This is a genomic window from Methylobacterium sp. E-045, from assembly GCF_022829685.1.
Classification (GTDB): Bacteria; Pseudomonadota; Alphaproteobacteria; order Rhizobiales; family Beijerinckiaceae; genus Methylobacterium.
This window is the reverse complement of record NZ_JAKSYE010000064.1, coordinates 229,516-252,301: the sequence shown is the minus strand read 5'-3', so window position 1 is coordinate 252,301 and position 22,786 is coordinate 229,516. Positions and strand designations below refer to the sequence as shown.

The window sequence follows — 22,786 nt, the reverse complement described above, 5'->3', positions numbered from 1 at the left end:
TCAATTCTTCTTCAGTGTCTCGTAGCCGTTGGTCCGGTAGAACGCCTTGACGTGGTCGGACTCGCGGTAGCGGGCCTTCGTCTCCTCGGCACCGGGATCGTAGGCCTGTGCGGGCGTCGCGATCATCGGCTGGGCCGTGATCGCGGCGGCGGCCGCCACCGATCCGCCGCCGAGGGCGCGGAAGAAATGGCGCCGTCCCATCTCGTCCTTTCGATCGTCCCGCATGCTCGTCACTCCTGAATGCGACCGATGTCTCAATGGTCCCCACCTCACGCGTCGAGCGCGTAGGCCTGGGTCTCGATGTCGATGAACGTCCGGCCGAGGTCGCCCGCGGCGCGGTAGAAAGACGAACGGGTATTGGCCGCCACATCGTCGAACAAACGCCCGACCCAGGGCTTTAGATGCCGTTCGAAGAAGACGCGGTCCTCACCGGGTTCGGTCTCGAACCGACCGGAGACGAGACCCGCCATGGTCTCGAGCAGCATCGCCACGTGGTCTTCCGGCTCGCTCATCCCGCCAGTGGCTTCGATGCCGAGCCGGGCGAGATCCTGGCGGATGCGGGCCAGCGGGCGCTCGTTGAGAAAGCCGGTGAGGTAGTAGGAGGCATGCGGCACGACCTCGCCGCGCCCGACGCCAACGAAGAGGTCGAAATATTCGCGTCCCACCTTCGCGAGGTCCGCACCGGCCGCTTCGCCCGCGAGTGAGGAACACGCCTTGCCCAGGGGGCTGCCATCGCCGTCCGATCCGGCAAGGAGAGACAGGATATCGTCGGACGGTGCCCGACCGGTCAAGGCCGCCAGGAGATCGTAGAGATGCGCGCGCAGAAAATCGACGTCTTCGGCGACCGACTGTGAGATGCCAGGCGCGCCGGAAACGGGCTTCGCCTCGTCCTCGCGCAACAACTCCACCGAACGCATACCATCCTCAAACCGCGACCCGATCGCGGGCGAAGTGAATTCACTTCGCGCACAATAGCCCGGATTGGGACGTGCGCAACGTAGTTTTTAATCGCTCAAAGCGGGACAGCACGGCCATGTCGTCGCGGTCTCGGAACGGACGCATCGACAGGAGCGGGTCTTGGCGGGCGAGCGGCCGAGCTCGGATTGCTTTGCGGTAATGCGACGAGCTGCTCGTCCGCGTCGGCGTGATCGATATCGTCGTCGGTTTTCGCGGGCGCTTCGTCTTCTTCCGGCTGATCCGCCTCGATCAACGTGGCCTCGGCGGTCGTCTGCTCGGGCTCCACGTCTTCGACGGGCGTCCCATCGAAGATGTCCCGCAGCATGGCCTTGATGTCATCCGTAGGCAGAAGGGGCCCGTTCCCCGGCACGCCACCCACCGCATTCCAGTCATAGGCGTATTCCCGCGCTTCGCTCACGTAGTCGCGGATGTTTGTGTCCAGCGACCACATCCGGCGCAGGGCCGCCTTGCGCATCACCATCGGCACGCCCGCCCGGAGGAACTGGGTCAGGTCGGTCTGAGCCGTCAGACTTTCCAGCGAGGGCAGCTTGGCGAGCTCCTCGGGCGGCAGGGTTTCACCATCGGAAAGCTCCTCCGCGTGGGGCGCCCCCTCGCTCCCGGCCGCCTCGCTCCCGGCCGGCTCGCGCGCGGGCGGAAGTTCGGTCAAGACGGCACGCTTGCGCTTCGACCAGCGCGAGAAGAAATCGCCGCCGCTCATCCCTCGTCACCCCGCCTGCGCGTGCCGGTGCCCTGGCGGGCCAGGGCCTCGGGATCGGCCCTGTCGCGCTTGCGCTTGTGGAAAACCTGTTCGACGTGGAAGGCCTCGAAGAAGGCCAGGACCTTCGCCTGGACCTCCAGCGGCATGGGCACCGCTTCCACCACCTCGCCGATGCCCTCGGCCATGGATTCGCCCTCGTAGGGATCGGCCGTTACGGTAGCGAGATCGTAGCTTCCTTCCGCGACCTGCCGCAGGGCGACCCAGAGCGAGGGCCGGCCCGAGATCAGGTTGTCGCGGTAATGCGACGTTTCGGCGGGATGGAGCGAGACCTCGTAGGCACCGGCGTAGAAGGTTTCCTCCTCGGGAGTCGCCGAGAGCATGGTCCAGGGCAAGGCGGCGGGGATCGCCGGAAGGGCCGCGACCGGTAGCCAGGCATGGCTCGCCCAACGGCTCTTCAGAGTCCGCTTGGCAACGATGATCCCAACCTCGAAACGGTCGTCGGGCGGCGTCGCGGCTTGGCTTGGGTTCTGCTCGGTCATGCGGCCTCCGCACCGTCAGTGAGCGGCAATCCCGCCACGAGGTTCTGAGGTTTAAGGAAAAGGCGCTTGTCAAGATCCATGGCCATCAGGAGATAGACCGGCCGGCCGGCCGCGCGCGGGTCGATCCGCCGGTCATCGGCGAAGGTCAGGCGGAACAGGGCCAGGATGCGCATGCGGCTCGTCTCGTCCAGGGACTCGCCGTTCCATAGGGCGTTGCCGATCCGGGTCGCCTGCGCGTCGAGCCCGACGAACCAGCGCCAATCCGGATCGTCCATGGACGCGATCGGCTCCACCGTCGCCTGCACGTGCAGGAGGTGGCGGATCCAGGCCTCGATGGCGCGGGCGAGTCCGTCGCGGCTCTTCGGGTTGCTCCCGAGGTTGAGCGCCATGGTGAAGGCGTCGGAGCGGCTCCAATAGGTCCAGGCGGTCTCGTCCGTGAGCACGTCGAGTTCGTTCGCGGCCTCCTTGCCGAGCATGGCGACGAGGGGCGATTGCGCGGCCCCGGTCTCCCGCGCCTCGATCACCTCGGCATCGGCCAGCAGGGCGGCGCCATCGACGAAGGACACGCGCTGAGGCCGGAAGAAGAGCTCACCCGCGCGAAGGGTGTAGGGATCGTCGCAGCCATCGAGGGCATTGCGCAGGATGAGATGAGCCAACTGGCTGAGGAAGATCGGCGGCGTCCCGTTCAGGCCCCTGCGAACGAGATCGAGATAGGCGGCCTCCACGGAGCGCGCGGCCGTCAGTCGGTCGCGGAAGGCGAGCATCATCGTCCAGTTCTCGCGCGCATCGCCATCCGCCATGGCGGCGATCTCTCCGGGGGAGACCGGCCGGCGCGGTGCGCTCACGAGGCTGCGGTGGAGCGCCCGCTCGGCCATGCAGGCCTCGTCGGGCGGCACCAATTCCGGCCTGGCGAGATAGGCGAGGATGAGTTCGTCGGTGACCGCGAGGCCGCCCCCCTCGGTCCGCCCGGCAAGATGGTGGCCGCTGGAGACCCAGAACTCGGTCATCGTGCTTCGCCTTTCGATCCCGGTGCCGTCGCCAGGCCGATGAGGTCCGCCCGCTCCTCGGGCTCATCATCGCTCTCGACGAAGGTGAAGGCCCTGGCGTGGGCATGAAGCTTGTCCGCCCCCGCCACACCCAGCCCGCGCTGGTGCAGGGTGCGGAACGCCTCCCGGATCTCCCCGTCCTCGAAGGTCCTGTGCAGAGCGATCACGCTGCCGATGGCAGGCTGGCACAGGGAGCCGGCAAACTCGATCTCCTCCGCCGCCGCGACGCGGGCCACGTCGAGGCTCGGGGCGCCGAGGCGCTCGCAGAGATGACGTGCCAGATCCTCCACCGCCGCGTCCCGCTCGGTCGGTGTCGCCTCGCTCACGACGACCAGGGTCGAGAATCCCAGGGACGTCACCCCGAGGAACCCGGAGCGGAACGCCGTCCGCTCCTTGCCCTGGAGCAGCGGAACGTCGGCATCCCAGAACAGAAACGACCCGGTCACCGCCCATTCACCGGGCTCGGCAGCCTGCGCGAAGACGAAGGTGTCCGAAGGGTCGAGGCGAAGGGTCCGTGGAAGTTTGAGACTGCTCATCGACGATTCCGAGGACCCATCCTGTCGCCGCTCGCCGGACTCGCGTTCCGGATGACGGCGATGATCGCGGCTTTCAAGGCCGGTATCTGGTGCGGGGCGACCGCGATTGCTCGCGGACAAGGACGACACGGGTTCACCAGTACAGTTGGAAACGGCCGATGAACGTATCGGCATCGATGGTCCGGCCGTTCTGAAGAGCCGAGGGTGACGTATGGGACCGGACGTAATCGGCCATGATGCGGATGTTGGTGTCAGGATACCACGATAGTCCCACGGTGCCGTCCCGTTCGATGCCGCCGCGTATGCCGCCATCGTCGAGATCGATGGCCGAGAACCGCAGGCCGAGCTCGAACACGCCGAAGCCGCCTCGGGTGATGCGCTGGGCCTCGGCGACCTTGACGCCGCCGAAGACGGCGTAACTCGTTCCGTTGAAGTCGGGAGCCATGCGATAGGCCCGGTTGTCGCCGTTCAGCACCCAACTCGCCTGGACGTACCCGCCCTGGAAACTCAGCGGCTTAGCACCGTCGAAGCGACCGATCTCAGTCCGCGTGTATTCGGCACTCACCAGCAGCGGGCCGGAGCGGTAGGCCAGTTCGGCGCCGAGGCGGGCGATGCTGGCGGCATCGCGGATGTCTCCAGTATCGACGAAGCTTCTCGTAAACAGGAACGCTTCCGACCGACTGGACAGCGAGAGCGGGCTCTCGTCGCGGGGCAGGCCGCGGTAGCTCCCGGCGAGACCGACATGCAGGGTCCGGTTGTCGTCGTTGATCGGAGCGTAGGTGACGCGGCTCGTCGAGGCGATGCCTTCGGTGCCGATGCCGGTATTGGCGTTGCCGCCGAAAACTCCGGTGACGATGCTCCAGTCCTTCCCGTGCCCCCCGACGGCGAAACCGAAGTTTCGGGCCGGCACGAACGCGTCGGACAAGGCTCGCTCGGTGAAGAGGATGTTGTTGTTCGAGGCGAGTTGATCGAGACCGAACGGCTCCTTCTCGTTGCCGATACTGAAGAGCATGTCCGGCACGCCGCGATAGACGAGGACCGCATCGTTGATTGGGGTCACCGGATCGGCGAAATCGTACTGGAAACCGATCCCGACATCCTTGCCGAGGCCCAACGTCGTCTCGATCCAGGAGCGGCGAACGGCGATCGTGTCGCTGAACGGATCGCCGAAACCCGATTGGCGGATGCCGGCCGCACCGAAATCGAGGTGAAGACGGCCGCCGATGCGCAGTTTCACGGACTCATCGGGAAAGGTCAGGGTGATGCCCTTGTCGTCGATGGTGAGCTGTTCGCCATAGGGGCCGGGCATGCCCTTGGCCTCGATGGCCGCGCCCCTCGGCGCATCCTCGGCCCGAAGCCCGACCGGCAGGAACAGGGAGGCCGCGAGCGCGACGATGAGGGCGGTGCGGGTGTTCGCCGATACGGTCACAGGCGCGGCTCACCCGTATGCGGATCGCGCCATGCGACCCCCGTCAGGACCGCCACGAGAGGGTGTCTTTCACCGCCATCGGCGAGGAGATCGCCATTCGCGTCGATCCGCCCCATCCGAGCCGACGGACCGCCATCGGCGAGGCGCCGGAGATAGCGCCGTTCGATCCCCGCGAACCCGTCCTCGTCCCAGACGGCGAACGCTTTCATCAGATGCCGGGCGAAGCTCTCGACGAGGGGGCCGTGACCGTCCTCGACATTGAACCCTTCGTTCTCCAGGGACGTCGAATCCGGCGTCAGGCCGGGATCGCCGGCCCGCGCCTTCGAGGCGATGACCGTCGCAGAGAAGACCAACCAGTCCGGCACCTCGTCCTCGCCGCAGGCCGGCGGCCATCCGAGACGCCCGCCGCCGAGGCGCGCGCCGTCGAAACGGACGGTGTCGGGCCAGTCGAACGTAACCGGGATCTCGGGCGGCCCATGGGCACCGATGGCGTCGGCCAGCGCCACCATGCCGGCAAAGAAGGCGCGGCGCGCCCGGGCGAGGGGCTCGTCCGGCTCAAGGATGACGGCGAGATCGAACACCTCTGCGCTTCGACGCCAAACGAGACGCCCGGTGGCGTCACCGGAGGCGGCGACCGCGCAGGCTTCGTCGAACGCGTTCTCTGGCCCGCTCGTAACCATGAGGGAGAAGACGGGCGGCAGGATCAGGTCCGGGTGGTCGGGGCTCGGCGCCATGCGTTTCGGTTCTACCTGCGCCCGTATGGCGTGTCCTAGTTTCGAGCCATTATAGTATACGATGCACCAACTTGCGTGCGAGAGGGCCGGCCCCTTCGGCGCTGCGACCAAACGTTCAGGGTAAATCTGTGTCCGACCGGATCGTGTTCGCCTGCTCCTGCGATGAGACCGTCGCCCTCGACGGGCAGGTGATCGGAAAGGCATGCGGCGGCCGCCTGGAGACCGCCGATCAGTTGTGCGGGCGCGAGATCGCCCGGTTCGAGGACGCCCTGGCGCAGGGTGCGCCCATCACCGTCTCGTGCACGCTCCAGGCCCCCCTCTTCACCGACATCGCCGCCGGGGCCGGGGCGAAGACCCGCGTGACCTTTGCCAACATCCGCGAGACGGCCGGCTGGTCGAAGGAGGCCGACGCGGCCGGGCCGAAGATCGCGGCCCTCCTCGCCGCTGCGGCGGAGATGTCTCCCGCGCCGGGCACCGTCGCGATGGTGAGCCAAGGCGTCGCCCTGATCTATGGGAGCGACGAAGTGGCCATCGAGGCCGGGCGGCGCCTCGCCGACCATCTCGACGTGACGGTGCTGCTGAGCCGGCCGCGCGACGTGCCGGTGCCGCGCCGACACGACTTTCCCGTGCTCCAGGGGAGTGTCGTATCGGCCAGCGGGCATCTCGGGGCGTTCTCCCTGCGCATCGACGATTACGCGGTGCCGAGCCCGTCCTCCCGCCAGTCCCTCTCCTTCGGCCCGTCGCGCAACGGCGCCACCTCCACCTGCGACGTGGTCCTCGACCTGACGGGGGGGATGCCGCTGTTTCCCGCGCACGACCTGCGCAGCGGCTATGTCCGCGCCGATCCCCGCGACCCGGCCGCCGTGGAGCGGGCGATCTTCACGATCTCCCATCTCGTGGGCGAGTTCGAGAAGGCGCGCTTCGTCGATTTCCAGGCCGATCTCTGCGCCCATTCGCGCTCGCGCATCACCGGCTGTACGCGCTGCCTCGATGTCTGCCCGACCGGGGCCATCGCGCCCGCCGGCGATCACGTCGCCATCGACCCTTACATCTGCGCCGGCTGCGGATCCTGCGCCTCCGTCTGCCCCACAGGGGCGGCCGCCTATGCCTTGCCCGCGGCCGATGCGCTGATGCGGCGGCTGCGCACCTTGATGCTCGCCTATCACGAGGCCGGGGGACGGGACGGAATCGTGCTGTTCCACGACGAGGAGCATGGCGGGCCCCTGATCGAGGCGCTGGCCCGCTACGGCGACGGCCTGCCGGCCAACGTTCTTCCGGTCGCGGTCAACGAGGTTACGCAGCTTGGACCGGAGGCCGCCGCGGCACTGCTCGCCTACGGCGCCGTGGGGATCCGCCTCCTCGTCCGCGACCGTCCCAAGCACGATATCGCACCCTTGCGCAGGATGGTGCTCCTCGCCGACACGCTCGCCGGGGCATTGGGCTACGGGTCCGCCGACGGAACGCCCGTGGTCTCCCTGATCGAGACCGACGATCCGGATCAGCTCGGGTCCGCCCTGTCGTCCGGCAGCCTCGGCACCCCCGCTCCGGTTCCCGCCGCCTTCATGCCGGTGGGTCCCAAACGCAACGTGCTGCACTTCGCCTTCCGCGAGATGCATGTCGCCGCCCCGGCCCCCGTCGCATTGGTCCCGCTGGAGGCCGGATCGCCCTTCGGCGGCCTCGATTTCCGCAGCGAGGCTTGCACTCTGTGCCTCGCCTGCGTCGGCACCTGCCCGACCCACGCCCTCAGCGACAGCCAGGACCGGCCGCTGCTGGCCTTCGAGGAAAGCCTCTGCGTGCAATGCGGGCTCTGCGCCGCCACCTGCCCGGAGGATGTGATCACCCTGAAGCCGCAGGTGGATTTCGCCGCCTGGAGCCAGCCGCGCCGCATCGTCAAGGAGGAGGAGCCGTTCGAGTGCGTGTCATGCGGCAAGCCCTTCGGCACGCGCAGCAGCATCGAGCGGGTCATCGAAAAGCTTCAGGGCCGCCACTGGATGTTCAAGGGCAGCGCCGGCGAGGCCCGAATCCGCACCCTGATGATGTGCGACACCTGCCGCGTCGAGGTGGTCGTCAACGAGGCCTTCGACCCGCACACGGTGCCCGAGCGGTCGAAGCCGCGAACCTCCGAGGATTATTTTCGGGCGCGGGAGACGGGCGGGACCGGCAAAGCCTGATCCGCCGTGGATCACTGCGTCTTCGTCGCTCTTTCGAGGAAGCGCACCAACGCCTCGCGGTCGGCCGGGTCGTTGATCGTCTGCTCGGGCATCTTGGTGCCGGGGGTGTAGCGGGACGGGCCGACCTCGAACAGTTTCGAGATGGTCCGCGCATCCCAGACGATGTCGAGGTCCTTCAGGGCCTGCGAGAACTTGTAGCCGTCGGCGGTGGCGATGCGGCGGCCGAATACCCCGCTCAGGGTGGGGCCGGCACGGTTGCCCTCCTCCGGCGTCAGGGTGTGGCAGGCCACGCAGGCACGAAAGACTTCGGCCCCGTGATCGCCCTTGTAGGCGGCCAGCGCATCCACCGGCCGCGCCATCGACAGCGGCCCGATCGGCTCGCCGGTCCTGGCATCCCAGCGGCGCACCAGCCTGTCTCCACCTCCGGTGAGCAATTCGCTCCCGTCCGGCCGGAAGGCGAGGGACCAGACCGGAAGTCCGGGTCCGACGAGGCTGAACGCCACCTTGGCAGCGCTTCGATCGATCAGGGCCACGGTGCCGGCCACCGTGGCGGCGGCCACCCGTCTCCCGTCCGGCGACACGGCAAGGCCGATGACGGGGTTGGTCGCGAGATCGACCGACGCGCGGATGGTCCCGTCGGCGGAGAGGAAGCGCACCACGCTGTCCGCCCCGGCGGCGGCGATCTCGCCGTCCTGCGTCACGGCCACGGCGTTGATCGGTGACGGCAGTTGAACGATGCGCGGCGGCTCGGCGGTCTCGGCCAGCGGCCAGACCCGAAGCGTGGCGTCGTAGCCTCCCGTCACGGGCCTGCCATCGGCGAGAAAGGCGACGGCGTTGACGTTGCCGGCATGGCCCCGCAGCACCCGCACCGGTCCACCGGCAAGGGATCGGATATGGGCGGTTCCGTCCCAGGATGCGGAGGCGAGGCGCGTTCCATCCGCCGAGACCGCGAGGGCCGCGATCGGCCCCGAATGGTCGGAAAAGACCTCCACCGGCTCCGGGCGCCCCCCCTGCCACAGGGCGATGCGCCCGTCCTCGCTGGCCGTGACGAAGCGGCCCTCGTCGAGGGCGGCGACGGCATTCACCGCGCCATCGTGGAATCGCAGGATCGCCAGGGCCGCACCCTGGTCTATTCCCCAGAGGATGGCCGAGTGATCGAACCCGCCGGAGATCGCCATGCGTCCGTCGGCCGCGATGGCGAGAGCCCGGACCGGGCCGCCATGCCCGCGCAACTGCGCCGAGGCCGGAAGGGACGTGGAGAGAAGGAGAAGCACCGCGCAGATCGACCGGGCATGACGCCCCGTCAAGCGGGAGAATCGAGGTCGAACGGACAACCCGGATGTCTGCGCCACGCCGTCGCTCTCCTGGATAGCCAAGGACGTTTGGAATTAGCCGGGGCGAGGCCCTCTGTCTGCCCCGCCAGCCACCCCTCGGCTGATCCGTCACGGGCGGGGTTGCCCACCGGGCCGCGATGCCGCATCCGTTCCGGCGCATGTCGATCCGGTCCGCCACTTCGGCCTCGATGCCCCTCGACGAGGTCTTGGCGCGGCTGTTCGCCGTCGCGCCGGTCGACACCATCCTCGTGCCCGTCCGGGAGGGGATCGGCTTGGTCCTCGCCGAGGATGCGGTCGCCCTCGTCGATCATCCCGCCGCGCCGCGCGCGCGGCGCGACGGTTGGGCCGTGGCCGCCGGGGATGTGACCGGCGCCTCCCCCTACGCACCCGTCACCCCGCGCGGACCGCCCTCATGGGTGGAGGATGGCGACGCGATGCCGCCGGGCGCCGACACCGTGCTGCCGCCGGACGCGATCGGCCCTGAAGGGGACATCGTCTCCGATGCGGCCCAGGGCGAGGGCGTCTCCCGCGTCGGTCAGGACGTCGTGCTCGGGGACGTGCTGGCGAGAGCCGGCGAGCGGCTGACGTCCCTTCGTTCCCTCGCCCTCCTCGGCGCCGGGATCGACACGGTCGTGGTCCGGACGCCCCGCATCCACATCGTCGGGATCGGCACTGGGTCGGCCTCGGCGGTCGCCGACTGGGTCGCGGCCGCGGGGGGCCAGGTGACGTCGAGCGCTTCCGCCCGCGACGGGGAATCCATCGCCGCGGCTCTTCGCGCGCGGGAAGCCGACGCGGTCTTCGTCGTCGGCGGCACCGGGTTCGGCCGCACCGATCACAGTGCGGAGGCCCTTGCCCGCGTGGGCCACCTCGACGCGCACGGGATCGCCCTGCATCCGGGGGAGAGCGCCGGTTTCGGCCGGATCGGGACGGTCCCGGTCCTGCTGCTGCCCGGCCGGCCGGACGCCGCTCTCGCGACGTTCCTCGCCCTCGGGCGGCCCTTGCTGGCCCGTCTCTCGGGCGCGGTCCCGCCCGGCGCCGTCGAGGGCCGCCTCACCCGGAAGATCACCTCCACCGTCGGTGTCAGCGAGATCGTCTTCGTGCGAAGGACGCAGGGCGGCGTGGAGCCCATCGGCGGCGGGGATCTGCCGCTGCGGCGTCTGATCCTCGCCGAGGGCGCGGTTCTGGTGCCGCCGGAGCGGGAAGGCTACCCTGAGGGCGAGTGGATCGAGATCGTACCCCTGTGAGCCGACCCGACGGAGTTGAGACGAGAGAGGATTTCCTGGCGAGGCTGTCGCGTGCGGCCCGTCAGGAGCAGTTCCTCCAGGTGGTCAGCCGCGACGAGGCCGTCTCTCGGTTTCGTGCGGCGATCCCGCACATCGCGCTGCCGCCGGAGACCGTGCCGCTGGCCGCCTGCCTCGGCCGCGCCCTGGCGGGCGACGTCGCCTCGCCCATCGACGTACCGCCCTTCGACCGCGCCCTCGTCGATGGTTTCGCCCTCCGCGCTGCCGACACGATGGGTGCGAGCCAGGCCGAGCCGCGCCGGCTCGGTCTCAATCACGAGATCCTCGCCTGCGGCGTCGCGCCCCGTCTCGTCGTCCTGTCCGGCACGGCGACGGCCATCGCCACCGGCGGCGTGATGCCGCGCGGCGCCGACGCGGTGGTGATGGTGGAGGCCACCGGGATCGCGTCCGGCGACGGTCCGCTCGCCATCGATCTCGACCGGGCGGCCGCGCCGGGGCAGTTCATCGGTTATGCCGGCTCCGACATGGCGCGCGGCGAGACCGTCCTGCGCAAGGGCACCGTGATCACGGCGCGGGAGATCGGCATGCTCGCCGCCTGCGGCCTCGCCGAGGTGGGAACGGTACGCCGGCCGAGGATCGCCGTACTCTCCACCGGCGACGAACTGGCGGCTCCGGGCCGGCCCCTGCCGCCCGCCGGCATCTATGATTCCAACGGAGCCATCGTCGCCGCTTCGGTCGCCGAGAATGGCGGCGAGCCCGTGCCGTTCGGCATCGTCGCCGATGACGAGGGGGCGCTCGAGGCCGCGATCCGCGCCGCGCTCTCGGAGTGCGACGTCGTCGTCCTGTCGGGCGGCACCTCGAAGGGGGCGGGCGACGTCTCGCACCGCATTCTCTCGCGCCTCGGCGAGCCCGGCATCCTCGTCCACGGGGTCGCCCTCAAACCGGGCAAGCCCCTCTGCCTCGCCAAGGCGCAGGGCAAGGCCATCGTGGTGCTGCCGGGCTTCCCGACCTCGGCGATGTTCACCTTCCACGAATTCGTGGTGCCCCTCGTCCGGTCGCTCGCCGGGCTTCCCCCACGGGAGGAGGACAGCGTCGAGGCTTCGCTGCCCCAGCGCATCGCCTCCGAGCGAGGACGGATGGAGTTCGTCATGGCCTCGCTCACCCATGGGCGCGACGCTCCCGTCGCGGTCCCGCTCTCCAAGGGCTCCGGCTCGGTGACGGCCTTCTCCCAGGCCGACGGCTTCTTCGCGATCCCCGCCGCCAGGGCGGGGATGGAGGCCGGCGAGCGGGTGAGTCTCTCGCGGATCGGGGCCGGCACCCGCGCGCCCGACCTCACCATCGTGGGCAGCCATTGCATCGGCCTCGACGCCGTCGTCGGACGCCTGGCCGAGCGCGGGATTACCGCCCGCACCATCTGGGTCGGGTCCTCGGGGGGCCTCGCCTCCCTCAAGCGGGGCGAATGCGACGTCGCCGCGATGCATCTCCTCGATCCGGAGACCGGCCGCTACAACACGCCCTTCCTCACGCCGGCCTTGCGCCTCGCCGAGGGCTGGCGGCGGATGCAGGGCGTGGTGTTTCGCCCCGGCGATGCCCGGTTCGCGGGGCGGGATGCGGCGGAGGCGGTCTCGTCCCTCGTCCGCGACCCGGACGCCATCATGGTGAACCGCAACACCGGCTCGGGGACGCGGCTCCTCATCGACGGGGTGCTCGATGGAGCCCGGCCGCCGGGGTTCTGGAACCAGCCCCGCTCGCACAATGCCGTCGCCGCCGCCGTGGCGCAGGGCCGGGCGGATTGGGGCGTCGCCATCGAGAGCGTCGCCCGCGCCTACGGCCTCGGATTCCTGGCGCTGACGGACGAGCGCTACGATTTCGCCTATGCCGGCGACCGGGCGCTGGAACCGGCTCTGGCCGCCTTCCTCTCCCTCCTCGGAGAGCCCGAGACCGGCTCGGCCCTGGCCGAGCTCGGCTTTCCCCTCGCGCGGACCCAGCCATGACGGAGCATGCGATGCGGGTGATCGGTTTGGCCGGGTGGAGCGGAGCGGGCAAGACCACGCTCCTCGCCAAGCTCATCCCCGCGCTGACCGCCCGCGGACTGACGGTCTCGACCATCAAGCACGCGCATCACGCCTTCGACGTGGATCAGCCGGGCAAGGATTCGTATCGCCATCGGCAGGCGGGCGCGTCGGAAGTGCTGATCTCGTCGGCGGTCCGGTGGGTGCAGATGCACGAGGTGCGCGACGGCGAGGAGGCCAGCCTCGCCGACCTTCTGCGTCGTCTGAGCCCCTGCGATCTCGTGCTCGTTGAGGGGTTCAAGCGCGACGGCCATCCCAAGCTCGAAGTGCATCGGGACGCCAACGGCCGCTCTCCCCTCCACCCGCAGGACCGGGGCATCGTCGCCATCGCCAGCGACGGTTCGTTTCCCGATGCGGGGATTCCCGTGGTCGATCTCGACGACGTGGCGGCCATCGCCGATCTCGTCGCGTCCCTGGCCGAACCGGTGGATACAGTCCTGAACAGGATCGAAGGCCATGGCGCAGCTGACTGACGATTGCTTCGCCTTCGGCGGGCAGCTCATGAGCGTGGACGACGCCCTCGCGCTGATCGCGGAGCGGCTTCCCGTCCTCGCCGGGATCGACGACGTGCCGCTATGCGAGGCGGACGGACGCGTCGCGGCGGAGGACGTGACCGCCGGGATCGACCTGCCGCCCTTCGACAATTCGGCGGTGGACGGCTACGCCGTGCGCCATGCCGACCTCGCCCCGTCGGGCGAGACGCGGATGATCGTCGAAGGTCGGATCGCTGCCGGTCAGGCCGGCCGGACGTTGGGGAGCGGGCCGAGCGCGGTCCGCATCTTCACCGGCGCGCGGATGCCGGACGGCGCCGACACGGTCTTCATGCAGGAGGACGTGACGGTGGAGGGGGCGGACATCGTCCTGCCGCCGGGCCTGAAGCGCGGGGCGAACCGCCGGCTCGCCGGCGAGGATGTACCCGAGAGCGGCGTCATCGTCACCGCCGGGCGTCGCTTGGCGCCGCAGGACGTGGCCTTGGCCGCCGCCACCGGCCGCTCGTCCCTGGCCGTCCGCCGCCGCCTGAGGGTGGCGGTGTTCTCCACAGGAAATGAACTGGCCGAACCGGGCGCCGTCCTGGCGCCGGGGGCGATCCACGATTCTAACCGGGTGATGCTGGTCGCCCTGCTGAAGCGCCTCGGCGCGGAGGTGAGCGACCTCGGGATCCTGCGCGACGACCGGGCGGTTCTCGCAGCGCGCCTCGCGGAGGCCGCGTCCGCCCACGATCTCCTCCTCACCTCCGGCGGCGTCTCCACCGGCGAGGAGGACCATGTGAAGCCGGCGGTGGAGAGCGTGGGCAGCCTGGTGTTCTGGCGTCTCGGCATCAAGCCGGGCCGGCCCGTGGCGATGGGCGTCGTGCGGGGCACACCCTTCGTCGGGCTGCCGGGCAATCCCGTGGCCGCCTATGTGACCCTGCTCTTCGTGGTGCGCCCCCTGCTGGCGCGTCTCGGCGGCGAGCGTCCGGAAGCACCTCTCGCCATCCCGGTCCGCTCCTCCTTCACCTACCGCAAGAAGGCCGGCCGCCGCGAATTCGTGCGCGTCAGCCTGAGACGCTCGGGCGATGGCGGCTTGGAGGCGGTAAAGTTCCCCCGGGACGGGGCCGGCCTCCTCACCTCGCTCACGGGCAGCGACGGGCTGGCGGCGCTCCACGACGAGGTCACCGCGATCGAGCCCGGCGACACGATCGAGGTTTACCCTCACGTCGTGCTGTACCGATAGGGAATCTCCCGTCTCCCTGTCGGAGAGCGTAACCGACGCTTGCATTGCGCGGCCTCCGGCACGATGTGCCCGGTCAGGACCGAGGATCCTCGGTGTTCGAGCGGAGAGCCGCTCGCCCTCTTCCATTGCCTCTCCGACCCCACCGAAAGCGCCGATGGACTTTCTCGACTCGCATTTTCTCGTCTCGGTGCTGCAGATCGTCTGGATCGACCTGCTTCTCTCCGGCGACAACGCGGTCGTCATCGCCATGGCCTGCCGATCCCTGCCCCCCGAGCAGCGCCGCACTGGCATCCTCCTCGGCGCGGGAACGGCGGTGGGGCTTCGCATCCTGTTCGCCGTCGTCATCACCTATCTGCTGGCGGTGCCGTTCCTGCGGATCGGCGGCGGGCTCCTGCTGCTCTGGATTGCGGTGAAGCTCGCCCTCGGCGAGGACGAGGAAGGCCACGCGGTCGGAGCCAGCAAGACCCTGTGGAAGGCGGTGCGGACCATCGCCATCGCCGACGCCGTCATGAGCCTCGACAACGTGGTCGCCATCGCCGCCGTCGCGAAGGGCGAGGTCTCGCTATTCGTCTTCGGCCTGCTCCTGTCGATCCCGCTCATCGTGGCGGGCGCCTCCCTCATCACGACGCTGCTGAAACGGTTTCCCCTGGTCGTCTGGGCAGGCGCCGCGCTCCTCGGCTGGATCGCCGGCGAGATGATCGTCACCGATCCCTACGTCGCCGAACACGTGGCCTCCGTGCCCCACGCGCACCGGGCCGCCGCCTCGATCTGCGCCGTGCTCGTCGTCGCCGTGGCCTTCATCTGGAAACGGGCGATCGCGCCGCCCGAGCCGATCGCCGATCAGAGCCGCCGGTGAGGTGGGTGCAAGACGAAGAACGGCCCCTCGCGAGGGGCCGTTCTTCGTCGTCGATAGGAGATCGGACTTACCGAGCCGTTTCGAGATATTTCAGGTCGAGGGCGGCGAGCGACATCAGGGGTGACGGCATGACGACGCCGTCGCGGCGGATCAGCCTGGCGACCCGCTGGCACCCCGCGATGTCGTTGGCACCGGCGGCGGCATCGCCCTGCTCGATGAAGGCAGCGCTCGCCATCTTCGGCGGTGGTGCCGCCGGAGCGGCCGCTGCCGCGGGAGCTTGTGGCTGGGCCGACGCGGGAGCCGGGGCCTGAGCCGATGCCCCGGACGGTGCCGCCGCGTTCTGGGTCGCCCCCTGGGGACCGGCGGCACCGGGACCGTTCGAGGATGTCGGTCCGCTCAGGCCGGAATCCTTCTGCGTCTCATTGCCCGAGGATTTCTGCGACCCCGACCCCGGAGCGGTGACGGCCGTGCTCGCCTGGGCCGAAGACGGACCGGACTCAGCCGGCTGCGCCGGCGCATGCAGGAACGCGGTGAGCTCCTTGCAGATATTGGCCGGCTTGCCCGCCGACTCCGCCGATGCGACCGCAGGAACCATCGCCATCGCTGCCGTCACGGCCGCGACGGACAACCCTCTGATACCCAAACTCATCATGACACGGCCCTCCCGAGGCCAGCCGCCGCAGCTGCGACGGCGCGATTGACCAAGGAAGGTGCGCGGCAGGCGAGAGGTGTCAAGGGCGGCGCGGCGCGCTGTTTCGTCGGGGACCGTCCGTCATTGAGCCTCCGCATTGGGGAAGAAGAGCTGCTCTCCCCCGATCCGGTAGGCGGCGATGGCCGCCTGACCCGGGCTCGAAACGAGCCAGTCCACGAAGGCCTGACCCGCCTTCGCCTTCACATGCGGATGTTTCTCGGGGTTCACGAGCATCACGCCGTATTGGTTGAAGAGGCGCTTGTCGCCCTCCACCAGGATCTTGAGGTCGCCCCGGTTCTTGAACGACAGCCAGGTACCCCGGTCGCTGAGCAGATAGGCATTGGCGGCCGAGGCGGTGTTGAGCGCCGGGCCCATCCCCTGGCCCACATCCTTGTACCAATCGCCGCGCACGGCGCCGAGATCGAGACCGGCCTCCTTCCAGTAGCGCAACTCGGCGCTGTGGGTGCCCGAGCGATCGCCGCGCGAGACGAAGGGCGCCTTGGCGGCGGCGATCTTGCGCAGGGCCTCGATGATGCTGGAGCCGGCCGCACCGGCCGGATCGTCTTTCGGTCCGATGAGGACGAAGTCGTTGTACATCACCGGATAGCGCTTCGTGCTCCACCCCTCGCCGACGAATTTTTCCTCGGCGGCGGTGTCGTGGACGAGGGCGACGTCGGCGTCTCCGCGCCGGGCGGCATCGAGGGCCTGCCCGGTGCCCAGAGCCACCACCTTCACACCGATCCCGCTGGCTTGCGTGAATTTGGGTAGTAAGTCCTTGAACAGGCCGGATTGCTCGGTGGACGTGGTGGAGGCCACCGTGATGCTCTCGGCGGGTTCGGCGACACCCGGTAAGGACGACAGTCCGGAGACCGCGACGAGAAGGCCGAGGCTCAGGAAAGAGCGGCGAAGGAGGTCCATGGCATTTCTCCGGTGAGATAAGCCCGCGCCTGCGGCGAACGGGGGGATGACAGGGTGGTGCGCACGGGTCCGTGCTCGACGGCGAGCCCCCCGGCGAGGACGACCACATCCTCGGCCAGACGCATGACCTGACCGAGATTGTGCGAGACCAGGACGACCTTCGTGCCGGCCTTCGCCATCGAAGCCACGAGGTCCTCGATGACGTGGGACGAGGCCGGATCGAGATTGGCGGTGGGCTCGTCGAGAAGGAGGAGATCGGGCGCCCGCGCCCAGGCCCGTGCCATGGCGAGGCGCTGTTGCTCGCCCCCAGACAGGCGGGTGGCCGGAGCGCCGGCCCGCTCGGCGAGCCCGACATGCTGGAGTGCCGCCCGCACCCTCTCCGCCCGCTCTCCCGCGCCGAGGCCGAGCGGCGCCAGGGCCAGCGCCACGTTGGCGGCCGCACTCGCACGGACGAGTCCGGGCCGCTGGAACACGAAGGCGGTGCTCGGACGGTTAGCGGCCGATGGGCCGATGCTGATCGTCCCGCCCGTCGGCGCCAGCAACCCGTCGATGAGGCGCAGGAGTACGCTCTTCCCGGCGCCGTTTGCACCGATGATCGCCGTGATGCCGGCCGACGTCACCGACATGTCGACGCCCTTGAGGATCGGGAGGTCTCCCACCCGGTAGCGCAGTCCGTCGATGACGATGGGAAGCGCCGCGCTCATCCGTAGGCCCGCATGGCATAGGAGCGCAGCAGCGAGGCGGTGGCGCTGACGACGAGGACGATGGCGATGAGGACGAGTCCGAGGGCCAAAGCGAGGGGCAGGTCTCCCTTCTGCGTCTCCAGGGAGATCGCCGTCGTCATGGTGCGGGTGTGCCCGTCGATATTGCCGCCGACGACGAGGACGGCCCCGATCTCCGAGATGGCGCGGCCGAACGCGGCGAGGACCGCCGTCACCAGGGAGAAGCGCGTATCGTAGATCAGGATCGCGGCCCGCCGGGCGGGTCCGAGGCCGAGGGAGCGAAGCTGCTCGCCAAGATGCTCCGCCGCATCGGCGACGATCTGGCGTGCGAGGGCGGCGATGAGCGGGACCACGAGAACCGTCTGGGCCGCGATCATCGCGCCCGGCGTGAACAGCAGGCCGAGGCTGCCGAGGGGGCCGGACCGCGACAGGATGAGGTAGAGGACGAGGCCGATGACCACCGGCGGCAGGCCCATCGCCGCGTTGAGGCATCCCACGACCAGCCTTCGCCCCGGAAACGCCGACACGGCGACGAGGGCCCCGAGGGGCGCGCCGACGAGGGTTCCGATCCCCACCGCCGACAGGCTCACCCGCAACGACAGGCCGGCGATGGCGATCACCTCCGGATCGAGGGCGGCGATCCGCTGGAACGTCTCCTCGAGGGTCTGAAGCATGGCTCCGGTGCTGTGCGCGGCTGCCTACCTCATGCTACCGCTCTCTGCGCCAGTTCAATAGGAAACGGATTGCCTATGAAGGTCGGATTGACGCTGGACGGGACCATTGCGGCGGCGGACCGGCCCCTCGCCTTCGCCCCGACCCTGGTGCTTCTGGAGGCTTTGGCCGCGGAAGGTTCGCTGAGGGGCGCCGCGGCGCGGCTCGACCTGTCCTATCGCTCCGCCTGGGGACGGTTTCAGATCCTCGAAGCGGCGCTCGGCCAGCCCGTCATCCGCAAGACCAAGGGGCACGGCACCGTTCTGACGGCCTTCGGAGCCGCGTTCCATCGGGCGCTGGGCGACGCATCGCGGGCGAGCGTAGAGGTCATCGCGCGAGAAGAGCGGCGGTTGGAGGCGACGCTCGCCGGTCTGGTCGGAGGCGCCGCAGGCCCCCTGACCCTCGCGGTCAGCCACGATTCCGTCCTGCTCGACGCCCTGCGCGAGATGGGCGGCATTGCGGTCACCATCGCGGGGAGCATGGACGCCCTCTCGCATCTGAAGGCCGGCCGGGCGGAAGGGGCGGGGTTCCATTTCGGCGCGGCCAGGCCCGATCCGGGCTCCGTCTTCGCCGACATCCTCGCCGACCCGGCCCTCCTCACACGCCCGGTCCTGCGGCGCGAGCAGGGCCTGATGCTGGAGCGGGGCAATCCCTTCGCCGTGTCCGGCATCACGGACCTGACCAGGGGCGGTATCCGCTTCGTCAACCGTCAACTTGGCGCGGGGACGCGGATCTGGTTCGACCGGCTCTGCGCCGAGGCCGGCATCGGCGGGTCGGAGATACGCGGCTACGAGACGGAGGAGTTCACGCATCAGGCCGTGGCGGCCATGATCGCATCGGGGGCCGCCGATGTGGGAATGGGGACCCGCGCCGTGGCGGAGCGGTTCGAGCTCGATTACCTGCCCCTCGGCGAGGAGACGTACTTCCTGGCCGTCCGCACCTTCGTCGGTGCAGAGCGCCTGGATGCCATCGCCTCGGCCATTCGGCGGCGGGCGGAGGCCACGCCGGGCTATGGGTGAAACGAGACCGTCGCGCATGACGGGCCAGGGGCGAGAGCTTGGACGGCCCTCGCCCGAGGGTTCGGGATCAGTGAGCCAGGATCTTCGACAGGAAGGTCTGCGCGCGCTCGGAACGTGGCTTGTCGAAGAAGTCGTCCTTGGTGGCGTCCTCGACGATCTCGCCGCGATCCATGAAGACGACGCGGTTGGCCACCTTGCGGGCAAAGCCCATCTCGTGGGTGACGACCATCATCGTCATGCCTTCGCGGGCGAGCTCGATCATCACGTCGAGCACCTCGCCGACCATCTCGGGGTCGAGGGCCGAGGTCGGCTCGTCGAAGAGCATGACGATGGGGTTCATCGACAGGGCGCGTGCGATGGCGACGCGCTGCTGCTGACCGCCGGAGAGCTGGCCCGGATATTTGTGCGAATGCGCCGAGAGACCGACCCGCCCGAGAAGCTTCAGGCCGCGATCATGGGCATCGTCCTTGGCCCGTCCCAGCACCTTGCACTGGCCGAGCATCAGGTTGTCGATGATCGAGAGATGGGGGAACAGCTCGAAATGCTGGAACACCATGCCGACGCGGGCGCGCAGCTTGGGCAGGTTGGTGCCCTTGGCCTGGACGCCGATGCCGTCGACGGTGATCGCCCCCTTCTGGATCGGCTCCAGGGCGTTGACCGTCTTGATCAGGGTGGACTTACCGGACCCGGAGGGCCCGCAGACGACGACCACCTCGCCCTTGGTGACCTGCGTCGTGCAGCCGTTGAGAACCTGGACCGGGCCGTACCACTTGCTGATGTTGTCGATGGCGATCATCGGCTTCGCCGAAGCCTGGGGATCGATGGGGGGCATGACGGATCCTCGAAAGCTTAGCGGATGATGGCGACGCGGCGCTGGAGACGCCGGACGAGGGTCGAGGCGGTGATGCAGATCACCAGGTAGACGGCCGCGGCGAACAGATACATTTCCACGAGGCGGCCATCGCGCTGGGCGACCTTCGAGGCGGCGCCGAGGAAGTCAGTGAGCGAGATGACGTAGACCAGGGACGTGTCCTGGAAGAGCACGATGGTCTGGGTCAGCAGCAGGGGCAGCATATTGCGGAAGGCCTGCGGCAGGATCACCGTCCGCATGGTCTGGCCGTAGGTCAGGCCGATGGCCTGGGCCGCCGCCGTCTGGCCCTTCGGGATCGCCTGGATGCCGGCGCGCATGATCTCGGAGAAGAACGCGGCCTCGAACAGGGTGAAGGTGACGAGGGCCGAGGTGAAGGCGCCCACCGAGATCGGCCGCGACGCGCCCGTCATCCATTGGCCGATATAGGGAACGAGGAAGTAGAACCAGAAGATCACCAGCACGAGGGGCAGCGACCTCATGAAGTTCACGTAGATCTTGGCCGGGAGCGCCAGGGCGGTGATCCCGGAGAGGCGCATCATCGCGATGATGGTGCCGAGGATGATGCCGCCCGAGGCGGCGAGCGCGGTGAGCGTCAGCGTGAACACCATTCCCGTCCCGAACAGGTACGGCAAGGATGAGAGGACGACCCCGAAGTCGAAATCCGTGAACATCGGTCCTCTAGTCCCGTCTGGCGGTCGCGAAGGATGGGGAGAGGAAGCGCGCCGTCATCAGCGCGATCCCGGGACGGCGATGCGGGTCTCGAGCTTGCTCGACAGGGTCACCACGAGAAGGCTGATGCCGAGATAGATGACCGTCGCCGCCGTGAAGGATTCGAAGACCTGAGAGGAGAACTCCTGCATCGAGCGGGCCCGCGCGGTGAGTTCGAGCAGGCCGATGGTGAGCGCCACCGAGGTGTTCTTGAGGTTGTTGAGGAACTCGGAGGTCAGCGGCGGCAGGATCACCCGGTAGGCGTTGGGCAGCAGCACGTAGCGATAGGTCTGCCACGTGGTGAGGCCCAAAGCCGTGCCAGCCATGCGCTGGCCCCGCGGCAAGGTCTCGATGCCGGTGCGGACCTGCTCGGCGACGCGGGAGGCCGTGAAGAAGCCGAGGCAGATGACCGCCGTGTAGAACGACGAGTTCGGCAGCTGCTTCAGCCAGGTCCCCCAGGAGCCGGGCAGGATCTCCGGCACCACGTAGAACCACAGGAACATCTGCACGAGGAGCGGGATGTTGCGGAACAGCTCCACATAGGTGGTGCCGACCCGTTGGGCCCCCCGGCTCGGAAGGGTGCGCAGCACCCCGATGAGCGAGCCGAGGGAAAAGGCGATGATCCAGGAACAGAGCGCCGTGGCGATCGTCCAAGAGAGGCCGGAGAGAAGCATGTCGGCATAGGTGCCGGTGCCTTCCGGCGACGGTTCGAAGAAGATCCGCCAGTTCCAGTTATAGTTCATCGCCTGTCGTGTGCTCCGATGCGGCGGCTTAGTAGGCGGCCGGGTCGGCGCTGTCGCTCGGCGACTCGAAGGCCTTCTTCATGGGGTCGCTCATGGGAAGGTTCAGGTTGATGCCGCGCGGCGGGATCGGCTTGGTGAACCAGGTCTCGTACAGGACCTTGCCTTCGGGGCTTTTGTAGAGCTTGGCCGTCGCCTCATCGACCACGGCCTTGAACGGCGCGTCGTCCTTGCGGAGCATGATGCCGTAGGGCTCGGGCTTCGACAGGGCCTCGCTCGAAATTGCGTAGGCGCCGGGCTCCTTGGAGCTGGCGGCCAGGGAGGCCAGCAGCACGTCGTCCATGACGAAGGCGGCGGCGCGGCCGGTCTCGACCATGAGGAAGGCTTCGGCGTGATCCTTGGCGGGCAGGATCGTCAGGCCGAGGCTCCTGGCGGTGTTGGCCTCGTTGATCTGGCGGATGTTGGTGGTGCCGGAGGTGGACACCACGGTCTTGCCCTTGAGATCCTCGATCGTGTCGAGCTTGGCCGACTTCTTGGCCACGTAGCGGGTGGCGGTGAGGAAGTGGGTGTTCGTGAAGGCCACCTGTTTCTGGCGGTCGACGTTGTTGGTGGTCGAGCCGCATTCGAGATCGACGGTGCCGTTGGCGATCAGCGGGATGCGGGTGGCGGAGGTGACGGGATTGAGCTTCACCTCGAGCTTGGTCAGCTTCAGGTTGGTCTTTACCGCCTCGGCGATCTTCTTACAGATCTCGAAGGCGTAGCCCACCGGCTTCTGGTCGCCGTCGAGGTAGGAGAACGGGACCGAGGCGTCACGATAACCGATCGTGATCTCGCCGGTCTCCTTGATCTTCTTGAGAGTGCCGGTCAGTTCCTGGGCATTGGCGCCGGCTGCGCCGAGCATGATGCTCATTGCCGATGCAAGGACGACCGCCGTCGACGGAGCGGCGGACCTGTGAGGACCAAATTGCATGTGAAGGCTGGCTCCCGGAGGGGTTCTCACCGATCGGACGACCGGCTCTTGAGGCTCAACGTAGCAGCGGTCTCGCCCATCGCAATCGGT

Annotated in this window: 24 protein-coding genes; 7 read left to right on the top strand and 17 right to left on the bottom strand. The window is 68.9% G+C overall.

Annotated elements, in window-relative coordinates:
- The 8 genes from MKK51_RS09775 to MKK51_RS09740 form a co-directional block, all read right to left on the bottom strand.
- Window positions 1-225, bottom strand: coding sequence for a formate dehydrogenase (locus tag MKK51_RS09775; RefSeq protein ID WP_019905151.1), 225 nt, complete (start codon window positions 223-225; stop codon window positions 1-3).
- A 44-nt stretch (window positions 226-269) separates the two neighbouring features.
- The gene (locus tag MKK51_RS09770) at window positions 270-917 is read right to left on the bottom strand and encodes a molecular chaperone (protein WP_243976718.1); all 648 of its coding nucleotides are present in this window, start codon (window positions 915-917) and stop codon (window positions 270-272) included.
- A 95-nt stretch (window positions 918-1,012) separates the two neighbouring features.
- Window positions 1,013-1,675 carry a DUF3306 domain-containing protein gene (locus MKK51_RS09765; RefSeq protein WP_243976717.1) on the bottom strand — a complete coding sequence of 221 codons (663 nt, stop codon included), beginning with the start codon at window positions 1,673-1,675 and terminating at the stop codon, window positions 1,013-1,015.
- The gene (locus MKK51_RS09760) at window positions 1,672-2,214 is read right to left on the bottom strand and encodes a DUF3305 domain-containing protein (protein ID WP_243976716.1); all 543 of its coding nucleotides are present in this window, start codon (window positions 2,212-2,214) and stop codon (window positions 1,672-1,674) included. The genes MKK51_RS09765 and MKK51_RS09760 overlap by 4 nt, the downstream gene beginning before the upstream one ends.
- Window positions 2,211-3,221: a DUF6352 family protein gene (locus MKK51_RS09755; protein ID WP_243976715.1), complete on the bottom strand. Its 1,011-nt coding sequence runs from the start codon at window positions 3,219-3,221 to the stop codon at window positions 2,211-2,213. The genes MKK51_RS09760 and MKK51_RS09755 overlap by 4 nt, the downstream gene beginning before the upstream one ends.
- On the bottom strand, window positions 3,218-3,796 hold the full coding sequence (locus tag MKK51_RS09750; protein WP_243976714.1) for a DUF6505 family protein: 579 nt from the start codon (window positions 3,794-3,796) through the stop codon (window positions 3,218-3,220). The genes MKK51_RS09755 and MKK51_RS09750 overlap by 4 nt, the downstream gene beginning before the upstream one ends.
- Window positions 3,797-3,929: 133 nt before the next feature.
- Window positions 3,930-5,225: an OprO/OprP family phosphate-selective porin gene (locus MKK51_RS09745; protein WP_243976713.1), complete on the bottom strand. Its 1,296-nt coding sequence runs from the start codon at window positions 5,223-5,225 to the stop codon at window positions 3,930-3,932.
- A complete protein-coding gene (locus MKK51_RS09740; protein ID WP_243976712.1) occupies window positions 5,222-5,959 on the bottom strand; it encodes a biotin/lipoate--protein ligase family protein in 738 nt (245 codons plus the stop codon). Before MKK51_RS09740 ends, MKK51_RS09745 begins: the two co-directional genes overlap by 4 nt.
- 128 nt (window positions 5,960-6,087) lie before the next feature.
- Here MKK51_RS09740 and MKK51_RS09735 point away from each other — a divergent pair, with 128 nt between their 5' ends.
- Window positions 6,088-8,130 carry a 4Fe-4S dicluster domain-containing protein gene (locus MKK51_RS09735; protein ID WP_243976711.1) on the top strand — a complete coding sequence of 681 codons (2,043 nt, stop codon included), beginning with the start codon at window positions 6,088-6,090 and terminating at the stop codon, window positions 8,128-8,130.
- Window positions 8,131-8,141: 11 nt separating this feature from the next.
- On the opposite strand, the gene MKK51_RS09730 is transcribed toward MKK51_RS09735, so the two are convergent.
- Entirely contained in the window at window positions 8,142-9,437 is a 1,296-nt protein-coding gene (locus MKK51_RS09730; RefSeq protein ID WP_243976710.1) for a c-type cytochrome, read from the bottom strand.
- Window positions 9,438-9,622: 185 nt separating this feature from the next.
- On the opposite strand from MKK51_RS09730, the gene MKK51_RS09725 reads away from it, so the two are divergent.
- From MKK51_RS09725 to MKK51_RS09705, 5 genes are all read left to right on the top strand, one after another.
- Window positions 9,623-10,708 carry a molybdopterin-binding protein gene (locus tag MKK51_RS09725; protein ID WP_243976709.1) on the top strand — a complete coding sequence of 362 codons (1,086 nt, stop codon included), beginning with the start codon at window positions 9,623-9,625 and terminating at the stop codon, window positions 10,706-10,708.
- Entirely contained in the window at window positions 10,705-12,699 is a 1,995-nt protein-coding gene (locus MKK51_RS09720; protein WP_243976707.1) for a molybdopterin biosynthesis protein, read from the top strand. Before MKK51_RS09725 ends, MKK51_RS09720 begins: the two co-directional genes overlap by 4 nt.
- 11 nt (window positions 12,700-12,710) lie before the next feature.
- Window positions 12,711-13,250, top strand: a complete 540-nt coding sequence (gene mobB, locus MKK51_RS09715; protein ID WP_409565655.1) for a molybdopterin-guanine dinucleotide biosynthesis protein B — start codon at window positions 12,711-12,713, stop codon at window positions 13,248-13,250.
- Window positions 13,234-14,490, top strand: coding sequence for a gephyrin-like molybdotransferase Glp (gene glp, locus MKK51_RS09710; protein WP_243976704.1), 1,257 nt, complete (start codon window positions 13,234-13,236; stop codon window positions 14,488-14,490). The genes mobB and glp overlap by 17 nt, the downstream gene beginning before the upstream one ends.
- A gap of 154 nt (window positions 14,491-14,644) precedes the next feature.
- Entirely contained in the window at window positions 14,645-15,346 is a 702-nt protein-coding gene (locus MKK51_RS09705; protein ID WP_243976702.1) for a TerC family protein, read from the top strand.
- Between the two features lie 67 nt (window positions 15,347-15,413).
- On the opposite strand, the gene MKK51_RS09700 is transcribed toward MKK51_RS09705, so the two are convergent.
- The 4 genes from MKK51_RS09700 to MKK51_RS09685 form a co-directional block, all read right to left on the bottom strand.
- Entirely contained in the window at window positions 15,414-15,998 is a 585-nt protein-coding gene (locus tag MKK51_RS09700) for a hypothetical protein (RefSeq protein WP_243976700.1), read from the bottom strand.
- A 120-nt stretch (window positions 15,999-16,118) separates the two neighbouring features.
- Window positions 16,119-16,955: a substrate-binding domain-containing protein gene (locus tag MKK51_RS09695; protein ID WP_243976698.1), complete on the bottom strand. Its 837-nt coding sequence runs from the start codon at window positions 16,953-16,955 to the stop codon at window positions 16,119-16,121.
- Window positions 16,928-17,659 carry an ATP-binding cassette domain-containing protein gene (locus MKK51_RS09690; RefSeq protein WP_243976696.1) on the bottom strand — a complete coding sequence of 244 codons (732 nt, stop codon included), beginning with the start codon at window positions 17,657-17,659 and terminating at the stop codon, window positions 16,928-16,930. Before MKK51_RS09690 ends, MKK51_RS09695 begins: the two co-directional genes overlap by 28 nt.
- Entirely contained in the window at window positions 17,656-18,351 is a 696-nt protein-coding gene (locus MKK51_RS09685; protein WP_243976695.1) for an ABC transporter permease, read from the bottom strand. The genes MKK51_RS09690 and MKK51_RS09685 overlap by 4 nt, the downstream gene beginning before the upstream one ends.
- Before the next feature lie 75 nt (window positions 18,352-18,426).
- Here MKK51_RS09685 and MKK51_RS09680 point away from each other — a divergent pair, with 75 nt between their 5' ends.
- A complete protein-coding gene (locus MKK51_RS09680) occupies window positions 18,427-19,407 on the top strand; it encodes a substrate-binding domain-containing protein (protein WP_243976693.1) in 981 nt (326 codons plus the stop codon).
- 67 nt (window positions 19,408-19,474) lie between these two features.
- Here the strand turns inward: MKK51_RS09680 and MKK51_RS09675 are convergent, their stop codons facing one another.
- Genes MKK51_RS09675 through MKK51_RS09660 form a run of 4 tightly spaced genes read right to left on the bottom strand, consistent with a single transcriptional unit; the run spans window position 19,475 to window position 22,636 of the window.
- Window positions 19,475-20,203 (bottom strand): amino acid ABC transporter ATP-binding protein, encoded by a 729-nt coding sequence (locus MKK51_RS09675; protein WP_198290855.1) that lies wholly within the window; start codon window positions 20,201-20,203, stop codon window positions 19,475-19,477.
- Between the two features lie 53 nt (window positions 20,204-20,256).
- A complete protein-coding gene (locus tag MKK51_RS09670) occupies window positions 20,257-20,949 on the bottom strand; it encodes an amino acid ABC transporter permease (RefSeq protein ID WP_018044823.1) in 693 nt (230 codons plus the stop codon).
- A 57-nt stretch (window positions 20,950-21,006) separates the two neighbouring features.
- Complete coding sequence (locus MKK51_RS09665) at window positions 21,007-21,729, bottom strand: amino acid ABC transporter permease (RefSeq protein ID WP_243976691.1); 723 nt, start codon at window positions 21,727-21,729, stop codon at window positions 21,007-21,009.
- Between the two features lie 28 nt (window positions 21,730-21,757).
- Window positions 21,758-22,636, bottom strand: a complete 879-nt coding sequence (locus MKK51_RS09660; protein ID WP_243976688.1) for an amino acid ABC transporter substrate-binding protein — start codon at window positions 22,634-22,636, stop codon at window positions 21,758-21,760.
- Window positions 22,637-22,786 lie beyond the last annotated feature (150 nt).